Source organism: Caproiciproducens sp. MSJ-32 (assembly GCF_018918055.1).
Classification (GTDB): Bacteria; Bacillota; Clostridia; order Clostridiales; family Clostridiaceae; genus Clostridium.
The window spans coordinates 20,373-33,306 of sequence record NZ_JAHLPS010000060.1; the positions used below are offsets into that span (position 1 = coordinate 20,373).

The following is a 12,934-nucleotide window of genomic DNA, read 5'->3' on the forward strand; positions in this document are numbered from 1 at the left end:
CAAATGGTAAATGTAGCAATTAATGGTTTTGGAAGAATAGGAAGATTAGCATTAAGATTAATGATTAACAACCCAGAATTTAACGTGGTTGCAATCAACGATTTAACAGATGCTAAAATGTTAGCTCACCTATTCAAATATGATTCAGCTCAAGGAAGATTCGATGGAGAAATCGAAGTTAAAGAAGGAGCTTTCGTAGTTAACGGAAAAGAAATTAAAGTTACTGCAAATGCTAACCCAGCTGAATTACCATGGAAAGAATTAAACGTAGACATCGTTCTTGAATGTACTGGATTCTTTGCTTCAAAGGAAAAAGCTTCAGCTCACATTCAAGCAGGAGCTAAGAAAGTTGTTATTTCAGCTCCAGCAGGAAAAGATTTACCAACAGTAGTTTACAATGTTAACCATGAAGTATTAAAGGCTGAAGATACAGTTATCTCAGGTGCTTCTTGTACAACAAACTGCTTAGCACCAATGGCTAAGGTATTAAATGATAACTTTGGATTACAAAAAGGTTTCATGACAACTATCCACGCTTACACTAACGATCAAAATACATTAGATGCTCCACACAGAAAAGGTGATTTAAGAAGAGCTAGAGCAGCTGCTGCTTCAATCATTCCAAACTCTACTGGTGCAGCAAAAGCAATCGGTCTAGTTATTCCAGAATTAGCAGGAAAATTAGATGGTGGTGCTCAAAGAGTTCCAACTATAACTGGTTCATTAACTGAATTAGTTTGTACTTTAGATAAGAAAGTAACTGTAGAAGAAATCAATGCTGCTATGAAGGCTGCTGCAAATGAATCATTCGGATACACTGAAGATGAAATAGTTTCAACTGACGTAATCGGAATGTCATTTGGATCATTATTCGATGCTACTCAAACTAAGATAATGGAAGTTAATGGAGAACAACTAGTTAAAGTTGCTGCTTGGTATGATAACGAAATGTCATACACTAACCAATTAATCAGAACTTTAGGATACTTCGCTAACTTAAAGTAATTTAAAGTAAATTACATAAACACTGTTTATGTTAAAGTAAATAAGTCTGGTTTTGTAGTAATAAGGCTATAAAGCCAGACTATTTTTCAAGTACCTAAAAAATTTTGTAGAGGTGAATTTTAATGGGTTTCAATAAGAAGACAATCGAAGATATCGAAGTTAGAGGAAAAAGAGTATTAGTAAGATGCGATTTTAACGTACCACTAAAAGATGGCATTATAACAGATGAAAACAGATTAAATGGAGCACTTCCAACTATTAAATACTTAATGGAAAATGGTGCTAAAGTAATCCTTTGCTCACACATAGGTAAAGATGCCTCTAAATCATTAGAACCAGTTGCAAAAAGACTTTCTGAAATGTTAAATAAGGAAGTTGTATTTGCAAGAGATGAAGAAGTTGTTGGAGCTAATGCAAGAGCAGCTGTAGAAAAGATGCAAGACGGAGATGTTGTATTATTAGAAAATACAAGATGCAGAAAAGAAGAAACTAAGAATGTTGAAGAATTCTCAAAAGAATTAGCTTCTTTAGCTGATATATTTGTAAATGATGCTTTTGGTACAGCTCACAGAGCTCACTGCTCAACTGTTGGGGTAACTAATTTTGTTGACACAGCAGTATGCGGATACTTAATTCAAAAAGAATTAAAGTTCTTAGGAGATGCTGTTAATAATCCAGTTAGACCATTTGTTGCTATATTAGGCGGAGCTAAAGTTTCAGATAAAATAGCTGTTATTAACAATTTATTAGATAAAGTTGATACTTTAATAATAGGTGGAGGAATGGCTTACACATTCTTAAAGGCTCAAGGATATGAAATCGGAACTTCATTAGTTGAAGAAGATAGATTAGACTATGCTTTAGAAATGATTCAAAAGGCTAAAGATAAGGGAGTTAAATTCTTATTACCAGTAGACCACAGAGTAGCAACAGAATTTAAGGATGTTGAACCTATAGTAACTGAAGATCAAAACATTCCTGCTGGACACATGGGATTAGATATCGGACCAAAGACAGAAGCTTTATATGCTGATGCTATTAAAGATGCTAAGACTGTTGTATGGAACGGACCAATGGGGGTATTCGAATTTGAAAACTTCAATAAAGGAACAATTGCAGTAGCAAAAGCTATGGCAGAAGCAGATGCAACAACAGTTATCGGTGGAGGAGATTCAGCTGCAGCTGTTAATATCTTAGGATTTGGAGATAAGATGACTCACATTTCAACAGGTGGTGGAGCTTCTCTAGAATTCTTAGAAGGAAAAGAATTACCAGGAATAGTTGCTTTAAACGATAAGTAAGAAGTATCGGTAAAAGATAAGATTTATAATGAGAACTGATATTAAGGAGGGTTTTTAATGAGAAAACCAATAATAGCTGGAAACTGGAAAATGCACTACACTCCAGCAGAAGCAGTAAAATTAGTAGAAGAATTAAAACCATTAGTAAAAGATGCTGCATGTGAAGTAGTAGTATGCCCGCCTTTTGTTTGTTTAGATGCTGTATTAAAAGCAGTAGAAGGATCAAATATTAAGGTTGCTGCTCAAAATATGCACTTTGAAGAAAAAGGAGCCTTCACAGGTGAAGTTTCTCCTGTAATGTTAGAAGCTATGGGAGTTAGCTATGTTATATTAGGACATAGTGAAAGAAGAGAATACTTCAATGAAACTGATGAAGCTTTAAATAAGAAAGTTAAAGCAGCTTTTGCTCATAACTTAACTCCAATTCTTTGCTGTGGAGAAACTTTAGAGCAAAGAGAAAATGGAACAACTAACGAAGTAGTTGGAGCTCAAATAAGAGCAGACTTAGAAGGGCTATCAAAGGAATTAGCTGAAAAAGTAGTAATTGCTTATGAACCAATTTGGGCAATAGGAACAGGTAAAACTGCTACTAATGAACAAGCTAATGAAACAATAATGGCTATAAGAAATGTATTAGCTGATATGTTTGGAAAAGAAGTTGCAGATAAGATTAGAATCCAATATGGTGGATCAGTAAAACCAAATACAATTAAAGACCAAATGGCTATGTCTGATATAGATGGAGCTTTAGTTGGAGGAGCTAGCTTAGTTGCTTCTGATTTTGCACAAATAGTTAACTATTAATAATATAAATAACTCAGGATAATTTCAATAAATATTTATTCCTGAGTTATTTTATTGTCTATAATTTGTGTAAATTAAATAGGATTATTAATTGGATTTTTTATTCATAAAAAATTTTTATTAATTAATAAAAATTATTATTAATTAATAAAAATTATAGAAAGAAAAGGTTTAACAAGAAATTGCTTTATTGTGCATATTTTTTAAATATAGTATAATAAGTTTATATAAAAAGAAAGATAATAGTATATATTGTCGAAATTGATTTAAATAATTTGGAGGTAATTATGGCTAAGAAACCTGTAATGTTAATGATATTAGATGGATTTGGAATCGCTCCAGAATCAGATGGGAATGCTGTAAGAAGAGCTAATACACCAAACTTAGATAATTTATTTGCAAAATACCCACATACACAATTACAAGCAAGTGGATTATTTGTTGGATTACCTGATGGCCAAATGGGAAACTCAGAAGTTGGTCATTTAAATATAGGTGCTGGTAGAGTTATATACCAAGAATTAACTAGAATAACTAAGGAAATAGAAGAAGGGGGCTTCTTCAAAAATGAAGCTTTAACTCTTGCAATTAATAATGTAAAAGACAATAATAAATCTTTACATTTAATGGGACTTTTATCTAATGGGGGGGTACACTCACATATAGATCATTTAAAGGGCTTATTAAAGTTAGCTAAAGAAGCAGGAATTCAAAATGTTTATGTACATGGCTTCATGGATGGAAGAGACGTGCCACCAACATCAGGAAAAGAATTTATAATTGAAATTGAAAACTACATGAAGGAAATAGGCCTAGGTAAGCTTGCTACTATTTCAGGAAGATATTATGCAATGGATAGAGATAACAGATGGGAAAGAGTAGAACTTGCTTACAATGCAATGGTTCTAGGAAAGGGAGAAGAAGCAAATTCAGCTGTTGAAGCTATAGAAAGATCTTATGCAGATAATAAGACTGATGAGTTTGTTTTACCAACTGTTATTGATAAAAATGGAATGATTAAGGATGGAGATTCAGTAATATTCTTCAACTTTAGACCAGATAGAGCTAGAGAAATAACAAGAGCTATAAACGATAAAGTCTTTACAGGATTTAACAGAGAAACTTTAAATCTAACATTTGTTACAATGACTCAATATGATAAGACATTAGAAGGGGTTCATATAGCTTACAAACCAGAAAGTATTACAAATACATTAGGAGAATATGTTTCTAAACATGGTAAGAATCAATTAAGAATTGCTGAAACAGAAAAATACGCACACGTTACATTCTTCTTCAATGGTGGAGTAGAAAAAGAAAATCCAGGTGAAGACAGAGCATTAATTCCATCACCAAAGGTTGCAACTTATGACTTAAAACCAGAAATGAGTGCATATGAAGTAACAGATGAATTACTAAAGAGATTAGATCAAGATAAGTATGATATGATTATATTAAACTTTGCTAACCCAGATATGGTTGGTCATACAGGAGTTGTAGAAGCAGCTATAAAGGCTATAGAAGCTGTAGATGAATGTTTGGGGAAAATTGTTAATAAGGTTCTTGAAAAAGATGGTGAAGTATTTATTACTGCAGATCATGGTAACTCAGAAACAATGATAGATTTCTCAACAGGAAATCCATATACAGCTCATACAACTAATCCAGTACCATTCCTTTGGGTAGCTAACAATACAGAAGGTAAGGGATTACACGAAGGAAAACTTGCTGATATAGCACCAACTATCTTAGATAGAATGGGACTTGATGTGCCAGCAGAAATGACTGGAAAAACACTTATTGAAAGCAAGTAAACTTGTTTTGATAAATATTAAAGACAGATTCAATTAGAATCTGTCTTTTTGTTTTAGTTAAATAATAGGTAAAAATTTTGAAAATCAAAAGATTTGACCAGATGGAGCAGCAATAAAATCAATAGATGATCTAAAAGGAAAACAACTTATAGTTAACAAGGGAACAACTGCAGAAGCTTTCTTTACTAAGAACTATCCAGAAATTGAATTAGTAGGATATGAACAAAATACTGAAGCTTTCAATGCTTTATTAGATGGCAGAGGAGCAGCATTAGCTCATGATAATACATTATTATTTGCTTGGGCTAGAGAAAATAAGGGATTTACAACTTATATAGACAGCCTTGGAGATGAATCAGTTATTGCCCCAGCAGTTAAGAAGGGTAACACTGAATTAAAAGAATGGTTAGATGAAGAAATAACTAAATTAACACAAGAAGGTTTCTTTAGAGAAGCATATGATGCAACATTATTACCAGCCTTTGGTGATACAGTTGATCCAGCATCAGTAATTATAGAATAATTTAGTTAGGAGTTAAGTTTTAGCTGTCAACTCTTAAGAATAAAATTTAGAAATTAAGAAGATACATTCTATTTTGAGTGTATCTTCTTTTTGCATTTTTAATACTATAGGTTTTAGCTATGATTAAAATTTTTTTAAGCTTAACTCTATTTTTTTATTTGTCATTATTAGATTAATAAATTAATAATATATAATAATAGTATTTTTAGGGGAGAAGTTTATGCCTAGGACATATTCATATTCAGCTGATTTTGATCAAGAGACAGAAATGCTTTTCAGAGATGCAAAGTTTTTAGGGGAAGGCCATAATGGAATTGTATATGAACTACCCGAAAATAAGGCTGTAAAGATATTTCAAGAAAAGAAATGCTGTAAGGAGGAAGGAGAAATACTTAAGAGAGTAGGAAGTTCTTCATATTTTCCTAAGTTACATAAGATGGGAGATTATTATATAGTAAGAGACAAGGTAGATGGAATTAGATTAGACCATTATATTAAAAAACATGGTTTCGGCTATGAAATATCATTAAATTTATATGAGCTCTTTAAGGAGTTTAAGAGATTAAAATTTACTAAGCTAGATGCAAGATGCAGAGATTTATACATAACAGATGATAATAAAATAATGGTAATTGATCCAAAGCAGTGTTTTAGTAAAAAGGTAACTTATCCTCGCCATTTGATGAAGGGATTGCATAAACTTGAAGTTTTAGAAAGTTTCATAGAAGATATAAGAATTATAGATATAAAAATAGCTAAGGAATGGGAAAAAAAGATAAATCATTATTTAGAAAACAAAAAATTAATTTAAAGAACCAAGGATTGGTTCTTTTTTGTTTGAGTATGATAAAAAAATAACAATGTCGAAAAGATAAAATAAGTCTGTCAAAATTATAATTATTTTTTGAAGTTAAGTTAAAATAAGAAAATTACGTATTGTAAATATTGGTGAAAGTGGTATAATTAAAACAGAAAATTAACAATCCTTTTTAATTATTAGTTTTCTGATATCTACAGCCTAGTATTTACATTCTTCGCTATGAATATTTAGAAAATGTGAAGAAATAATACTAAGGTATAGATAAAATAAATAGGTTCGAAATTTAAGGAGGAAAAATAATGAAAAATTATTGTGAAATAGTAGATGTTGTAGCAAGACAAATACTTGACTCTAGATGTTTCCCAACAGTAGAAGTAGAAGTTTACTTAGAAGATGGTACTGTAGGAAGAGCAGCTGTTCCATCAGGAGCATCAACTGGTATGTACGAAGCAGTTGAATTAAGAGATGGAGATAAAAATGTTTACCTTGGAAAAGGTGTTTTAAAGGCTGTTCAAAATGTTAATGAAAAAATAGCAGAAGAATTAATTGGATTAAATGTTTATGATCAAACATATATTGACAAATTACTTATCGAATTAGATGGAACTCACAATAAAGGAAACTTAGGAGCTAACGCTATACTAGGGGTTTCACTAGCAGTTGCTCAAGCAGCAGCTAAATCATTAAATTTACCTTTATATCAATATGTTGGCGGAGTTAATGCAAAAGTATTACCAGTGCCAATGATGAACATAATCAACGGTGGATCTCACGCTGATAACTCAGTAGATTTACAAGAATTCATGATTATGCCTGTTGGAGCTAAGACTTTCAGCGATGCAATGCAAATGTGTGCTGAAGTTTACCATACATTAAAGAAAACTTTACTTGAAAAAGGATATTCAACAGCTATCGGTGATGAAGGTGGATTTGCTCCAGACCTTAAGTCAAACGAAGAAGCTATCGAAGTAATCTTAGAAGCTATAACTAAGGCTGGATATGAACCAGGAAAAGATATGTTCATTGCTATAGATGCTGCTTCATCAGAATACTATAAAGATGGAAAATATGTTTTAGAACATGAAGGAAAGACTTTAACTGCAGCTGAAATGGTTGACTTCTTAGAAGCTTGGGTTGACAAATATCCAATAATCTCAATCGAAGATGGTATGGCTGAAGAAGATTGGGAAGGCTGGAAGTTATTAACTGAAAGATTAGGAAAGAAAGTTCAATTAGTAGGTGACGACTTATTCGTTACTAACACTGAAAGATTAGAAAAAGGTATAGAAAAAGGAGTTGCAAACTCAATCCTAATCAAGTTAAATCAAATAGGTACTTTAACAGAAACTCTAAATGCTATAGAAATGGCTAACAGAGCTGGATATACTGCAGTTATCTCTCACAGATCAGGAGAAACTGAAGATACTACAATTGCTGACTTAGTTGTAGCTGTAAATGCAGGACAAATTAAGACAGGTGCTCCAGCAAGATCTGAAAGAGTTGCTAAGTACAATCAATTATTAAGAATTGAAGAAGAATTAGATGAAGTTGCTGAATACAGAGGAAGAAAGGCATTCTTCAACATTAAAAAATAGTACAATATAATAGTTTAGTATATAAGACTGCTGCACAAACTATACTGTGCAGCAGTCTTTCTTAGTTTATAACTGTTAATTCTTACCTGTAAATTGCTAACTGTCAATTGACAGCTAGTGTCTAAGTGTGTTAATATAACTTTATGTAAATATGAGCGTTGACTTACCATAGGAGGTAGAAGTATGAAAACTTTTCTATTAGTATTACAAATTATTCTTGGAATTATAGTTATAGTATCAGTATTATTACAACCAAGTAAATCAGATGCCTTAAGCGGTTTAATTCAAGGAAGTAAAACAGAAACATTCTTTTCAAAAAATAAGGTTAGAACAAGAGAAGCATTTTTATTAAAAGTTACAATTATAGCTATGGCTTTATTTGCTATTAATACTTTAGCGTTAAATATAATATAATAGATAAGGGGGCTGCTTATATTTTAGTAGCCCTTTTATTATAAAGCTAGGAGATGATGTTATGGGAATATTAGACGGTTTAATAGGAAATGCTTCTGAAGTAAACATAGAAAACCTAAATAAGGAATATGAGAGATTATTAACTAAGGATGAGAGAATTGAAAAAGCTTAGAAGATAGTAAGAGACTTATATATTTTTACAAACAAAAGATTGATCTTAGTTGATAAACAGGGAGTAACAGGTAAAAAGACAGAATATCATTCAATTCCTTATAGTTCAATAACTCATTTCAGCATAGAAACAAACGGAAATTTTGATTTAGATGCAGAACTAAAGATATGGATATCAGGTACAGCCTTGCCAATTACAAAGAATTTTAATACTTCAGTAAATATTTATGATTTACAAAAAGTACTAGCAGAATACTGCTTAGGCAAATAGAAAAAACTTAAAAGTCAAAATTAATGTAGGATGTACATTATGAACGGAGGAATAAGGATAATGGGAATAAAACAAACCTTGTTAAGTTTTATGAGGGAAGAAGCATATAGACCTATGGATATTCAAGAATTAGCGTCTATATTTAATATAAATCCGTCAGAATTTAAAGCCTTCAAGAGAGTTTTAAAAAGCATGGAAAAAGAAGGTTTAATAATTAGGACAAAGAAAGAAAAGTATGGAGTTCCTGAAAGACTCGGACTTATAAGAGGAACTCTTCAAGTTCATCAAAAGGGCTTTGCCTTCCTGCTTCCAGAATTGGAAGGAGAAAAGGATGTTTTTATACCTGGCTCAGCCTTAAATGGGGCAATGAATGGGGATGTTGTTCTAGTTGAAATCACTAAAGAAGATAAAAATGGCAAGAAACGAGAAGGGGAAGTTGTAGAGGTTATAGAAAGAACAAATAATGAAATAATTGGGGTATATGAAGATAGTCAAAACTTTGGTTTTGTTGTTCCTGAAGATCCAAGATTAAATTCAGATATATTTATATCTAAGAAGGATAAAAATGGAGCAAAGACTGGAGATTTAGTTATTTGTGAAATTACAAAATGGGCAGAAAAAAGAAAAAGTCCAGAAGGAGTAATTAAAGAAATTTTAGGTAAAAAGGGAGATAAGGGCTTAGATATATTAACAATAATCAAGAAATATGGTCTTCCAGAAGAATTCCCTCAAAAGGTATTAAATTATGCAGAAGGAATTCCTGAGGAAATAGATGAAGAGGAATATAGAAGAAGAAAAGATTTAAGAGAAGTCAGAATGGTAACAATAGATGGCGAAGATGCAAAGGACTTAGATGATGCTGTTTCCATAACAAGATTAGATGGTGGTAAATATAGACTAGGAGTTCATATTGCTGATGTAAGCCACTATGTACGTGAAAAAAATCCATTAGATAAGGAAGCTTTAAAAAGAGGAACTTCAGTATATTTAATTGATAGAGTTATTCCTATGCTTCCTAAAAAACTGTCAAATGGAATTTGCTCTTTAAATCCAAAAGTAGATAGATTAGCTTTAAGTTGTTTTATGACCATTGACAGTAAGGGGAATGTTCTTGAACATGAAATAGTAGAAAGTGTAATTAGAACAAATGAAAGAATGACTTACACAGATGTTACAAAAATCTTAGAAGAAAATGATCCAGAATTAATGGAAAAATATGATTATCTAGTAGATGACTTTAGGGCAATGGAAGAGCTCTGCAAAATTTTAAATGCAAGAAGAATGAGAAGGGGAGCAGTAGACTTTGATTTTGAAGAATCAAAGATAATTCTTGATGAAAATGGTAAACCTATAGAAATAAAGCCTTATGAAAGAGGAATTGCCAATAGAATAATAGAAGAATTTATGCTTGTTTGCAATGAAACAATAGCTGAGCATATGTTTAATCAACAGATTCCATTTGTATATAGAATTCACGAAGAACCAGACGAAGAAAAGCTAGCAAAGTTTAGGGAATTTGTATATAATCTAGGTTATAAAATGAAAGGCGGAGAAGAAACAGAGCCAAAGGATCTACAAGAAATCTTAAATGCAGTTGAAGGAAAGAAGGAAGAAAAAGTTGTAAGCACCTTATTATTAAGATCTATGATGCAGGCAAAATATTCTCCACAATGCGTTGGACACTTTGGTCTTGCAGCTAAGTATTACTGTCACTTTACTTCACCAATAAGAAGATATCCAGACCTTCAAATTCACAGAATAATTAAGGAATATTTAAATGGAAGATTAAGTGAATCAAGGCAAAAGAAGCTTATAGATATAGTAGAAGTAGCAGCAAGACAATCATCTGAAATGGAAAGAGTAGCACAGGATGCAGAAAGGGAAGTGGATGATTTAAAGAAAGCAGAATATATGCAGGAAAGAATTGGAGAGGAATTCCAAGGAATTATATCCTCAGTTACTTCCTTTGGCTTATTTGTAGAACTTCCAAATACTATAGAAGGACTTGTGCATGTAACTTCCCTAGATGATGATTATTATATCTATGATGAAGATCATCTATGTTTAATTGGAGAAAGCAGCAAGAAGGTTTATAGGCTTGGAGATGAAGTAAGAGTAAGATGTTCAAAGGTAGATATAGATAATAGGGAAATATATTTTGATTTGGTAGATGGCGAAAGCAGTGATGAGGAAAATAAAGAGATAGAGGTAAATAATAGTATTGATGAAGTAAAGAAGGAAATAAAAGAAGAACTTCTATCAATTATTAAAAATGAATTATTAGAAGAAATTAAGGAAGAAATAAAAGAAGAAATATTAAATGAATTAAGGGTTGAATAAGACAATAGGTATTAGCTTATTTTGTCTGATTCTGATATACTAGAAAAAAAGGCTATATTTTAAATTAACTATTGTGTATAATTTAAAATATAGCCTTAAAGTTTTAGAAAATATATAAAGTAGAGTGGTGATATACTTTGGTTAGAAAGAAGAATAGTAATACTTTAGCTGAAAATAGAAAAGCTAGACATGATTATTTTGTAGAAGAAACAATAGAGGCAGGTATAGCTTTAGTTGGGACGGAAGTAAAATCAATTAGGGCAGGTAAATGTAATTTGAAGGAAGCCTATGCAGATGTATCTAATGGTGAAATAATATTATTAGGTATGCATATCAGCCCTTATGAACAAGGAAATATATTTAATGTAGATCCATTAAGGCCAAGAAAACTTCTTCTTCACAAAAGAGAAATAGCTAGATTTGCAGGTCTAGTGTCACAACAAGGATATACATTAATTCCCTTATCTCTTTACTTAAAAAATGGCAAGGTAAAGGTTGCTCTTGGATTATGTAGAGGTAAGAAAAATTACGATAAGAGAGATGCTCTTCTTGAAAAGGCTCATAAGAGAGATATGGAAAGGGAAATGAAAAACGCAAACAAATACTAATTACAGGCTTTAGCCACGAGCAGTGTGGAGTTTGCAGTTTGGAGTGTGGAGTTTGGAGTGTGGAGTTTGAAATGGGTGCTTAGTTTTCAGGTTTCAGATTAAGATAAAGATAATTTAATTGGTAGCAATAAAGATTTAAATAATATTCTCTATTGCTGCCAATTTTTTTATTTACATTGTAAATATTTTATAAAGTTTATAACATATACTTTTTAATTGTAGAAAAATTATCAATCTTGATGTAGAATTATATTATAGAAAAAAATCTAAGGGTAAGTGTGATAGCTATGGCAGGTTATGATTTTGATAATATCATTTGTAAAAGCGAAGAAATGAAGAATATAATTAATAATTGCAAAAAGGTGGCTAATAGCCCTTCTACTATATTAATTGAGGGAGAGAGTGGTACAGGTAAGGAGGTATTAGCTAAAGCAATTCACAATTACAGCAATAGAAGAAATAATAAATTTGTTGCAATTAACTGCGGTGCAATTCCTAAAAATTTAATAGAAAGTGAACTGTTTGGTTATGAAGAAGGGGCCTTTACAGGAAGCAGAAAGGGTGGATCTATTGGAAAAATAGAGTTAGCAAATAACGGTACCTTATTTCTAGATGAAATAGGGGACATGCCTTTTGATATGCAGGTAAAGCTCCTTAGGGTACTTCAAGAAGAAAAAGTTATTAGAATTGGTGGAAATAAAGAAATTCCAGTAAATATGAGAGTAATTGCAGCAACTAATAAAAATTTAAAAGAAGAAGTTAGAAGAGGTAAATTTAGAGATGATTTATATTATAGGTTATGCGTAATACCTGTAGTAATACCGCCGCTAAGAGATAGGAAAGAAGATATATTGGAGCTAATAGAATACTTTTTGATAGAAAAATCAAAAAAGCTTAATAAGCCCTATAGAGAATTAGATAAGGAATTATTAGATAAGCTATTAAACTATAGCTGGCCGGGTAATGTAAGGGAGCTTGAGAATATTATAGAAAACATAGTTAATTTAGATGGTAAAATGTCAATTAAACTATTTAATGAAGAGGAAAAAATGGAGTACTGCAAAAAGGATAAGTGCAGAAAGTACTTGCTTTATAAGAGAATGAATGAATTTAACTTAAAAAAGGTAGAAGAAAGTACAATAAAAAAAGCCTTAGATTATCATAATTATAATCTTACAAAAGCAGCAAAATCTTTAGGGATAAGTAGAAATACCTTATATTTAAAAATAAAAAAATATAATATCCATATTGAAAACACAATATAATTA

9 protein-coding genes and 2 pseudogenes are annotated in these 12,934 nt (G+C 31.4%); all 11 read left to right on the forward strand.

Annotation, left to right across the window (positions count from 1 at the left end):
• The first annotated feature begins 3 nt into the window (after window positions 1-3).
• A complete protein-coding gene (gap, locus tag KQI16_RS07030; RefSeq protein WP_216433104.1) occupies window positions 4-1,005 on the forward strand; it encodes a type I glyceraldehyde-3-phosphate dehydrogenase in 1,002 nt (333 codons plus the stop codon).
• 122 nt (window positions 1,006-1,127) lie between these two features.
• On the forward strand, window positions 1,128-2,306 hold the full coding sequence (locus tag KQI16_RS07035; protein ID WP_216433106.1) for a phosphoglycerate kinase: 1,179 nt from the start codon (window positions 1,128-1,130) through the stop codon (window positions 2,304-2,306).
• Window positions 2,307-2,363: 57 nt separating this feature from the next.
• A complete protein-coding gene (tpiA, locus tag KQI16_RS07040) occupies window positions 2,364-3,110 on the forward strand; it encodes a triose-phosphate isomerase (RefSeq protein ID WP_216433108.1) in 747 nt (248 codons plus the stop codon).
• 287 nt (window positions 3,111-3,397) lie between these two features.
• Window positions 3,398-4,924, forward strand: a complete 1,527-nt coding sequence (gpmI, locus tag KQI16_RS07045) for a 2,3-bisphosphoglycerate-independent phosphoglycerate mutase (RefSeq protein WP_216433110.1) — start codon at window positions 3,398-3,400, stop codon at window positions 4,922-4,924.
• 743 nt (window positions 4,925-5,667) lie between these two features.
• The gene (locus KQI16_RS07055) at window positions 5,668-6,258 is read left to right on the forward strand and encodes a protein kinase (protein ID WP_216433112.1); all 591 of its coding nucleotides are present in this window, start codon (window positions 5,668-5,670) and stop codon (window positions 6,256-6,258) included.
• A gap of 308 nt (window positions 6,259-6,566) precedes the next feature.
• Window positions 6,567-7,862 (forward strand): phosphopyruvate hydratase, encoded by a 1,296-nt coding sequence (gene eno / locus KQI16_RS07060; RefSeq protein WP_216433114.1) that lies wholly within the window; start codon window positions 6,567-6,569, stop codon window positions 7,860-7,862.
• Between the two features lie 183 nt (window positions 7,863-8,045).
• Window positions 8,046-8,276, forward strand: coding sequence for a preprotein translocase subunit SecG (gene secG / locus KQI16_RS07065; RefSeq protein ID WP_216433116.1), 231 nt, complete (start codon window positions 8,046-8,048; stop codon window positions 8,274-8,276).
• Window positions 8,277-8,337: 61 nt separating this feature from the next.
• A pseudogene (locus KQI16_RS07070) lies at window positions 8,338-8,718 on the forward strand (PH domain-containing protein).
• A 60-nt stretch (window positions 8,719-8,778) separates the two neighbouring features.
• Complete coding sequence (rnr, locus tag KQI16_RS07075) at window positions 8,779-11,058, forward strand: ribonuclease R (RefSeq protein WP_216433118.1); 2,280 nt, start codon at window positions 8,779-8,781, stop codon at window positions 11,056-11,058.
• Between the two features lie 137 nt (window positions 11,059-11,195).
• Window positions 11,196-11,666 (forward strand): SsrA-binding protein SmpB, encoded by a 471-nt coding sequence (gene smpB / locus KQI16_RS07080; protein WP_216433121.1) that lies wholly within the window; start codon window positions 11,196-11,198, stop codon window positions 11,664-11,666.
• A gap of 290 nt (window positions 11,667-11,956) precedes the next feature.
• Window positions 11,957-12,931, forward strand: a pseudogene (locus tag KQI16_RS07085) (sigma-54 interaction domain-containing protein); the annotation flags it as partial.
• Window positions 12,932-12,934: the final 3 nt, after the last annotated feature.